Annotated in this window: 1 protein-coding gene; it reads left to right on the forward strand. The window is 66.7% G+C overall.

Annotated elements, in window-relative coordinates:
• A partial coding sequence (locus B1964_RS28710; RefSeq protein WP_139765943.1) for an HNH endonuclease occupies positions 1–1,244 on the forward strand: 1,244 nt, incomplete at both ends.

The raw sequence follows: 1,244 nt of genomic DNA on the forward strand, positions 1-1,244 counted from the left end.
ACGTTCACCGATCCGGATGCCGACGCTGCCGCGATCGCAGCCATGTCGCGCGATGAGCTCACCGAGACCGGTCCGGACCTGCTCCGCGAGTCCCGCAAACATGAAGCGCGCGCGGTCCTGGCAGCCGCCGCGCTGGCCGATCGGGTGTATCGTGAGCGTTTGGCGGGCCAGTCCGAGGTCGAGGTGTGGGGCTCGGTGATCGAACATGCCGACAACCTCGCACGCGCCGAAGTCTCCTTGCAGTTCAAGGTCTCCCGCAGCAAAGCCGGCAGCTGGATAGCGCTGGCGGACCTCCTCAAAGAATTTCCGCTGATCCGCGCTGCGTATTTGAACGGTGAACTGTCCACGAATCGGGCTTCGATCATGGCGCGCGCTGCCCAGCGTGGCGGGGATATCGACGCGGACACCGACAGCGACAGCGACAGCACCGACGGTGACGAGGCCGGGATGTCGTTCGAGGAGATCGTCCTGGATTACGGGTCCCGGGGCACCACCGACCCGGTGCTGTCGCAACAGCTCGACGCTGCGTTGATTTCAATGAACCCCGACAGTGTCATCGAGGACCGCGACACCATCACCGACCTGGTGGGACACGTGACCATCACCCCCGATGTTGCCGGGCACTCCTCTCTGGATGCGGTCGTCCCGGCCCATTACGGGGTGTTTCTCACCACCCAGATCAACGCCCTCGTTGACGAACGCACTTGCCGCAAGGACCCCCGCCGCGTGGGATCGCTGCGCGTGATCGCCCTCGGGGAGATCACCGGCGTCCCTGGAGCGCACCTCGACTGCGAATGCGGACAGGAGAATTGCGCGAAAGGCGGTGCTGCCCGTGATGAGTCGGCCGAAACACCCGCCGACGCCGACGACGCGGCAGCGTGGGACGACCTGCTACCCGAACCCGCCGATGCCGACGCTCCCGCAGTCGAGTTGGTGGAGCCGGTCGTCGAACCCGAGATCCCCGACCCCATGGATGAGCCGACCTGTGATGAGGTGCCGGTCGCGTTCGGGCGGGCCCTGGTGGTGCCCGGCGCACCCGTACTGACGGTGTTGAAGGACCCCGACGGGATTCTCGTCCCCCGGTTGCAGGGATACGGGCCGATCGATCCCGACTACGCGGCCACCCTGTCCGAGGTGGCGAAAACCATCCATTACCCCGAATCCGCGCGTGCGGCTGGTCCGTTGATCCCGCAGATCTCCGACCGGCCGCAAGCCCCGCCCGCGGATCCCACCGGACACGGCGG

Source organism: Gordonia sp. i37, from assembly GCF_002043085.1.
Classification (GTDB): Bacteria; Actinomycetota; Actinomycetes; order Mycobacteriales; family Mycobacteriaceae; genus Gordonia; species Gordonia polyisoprenivorans.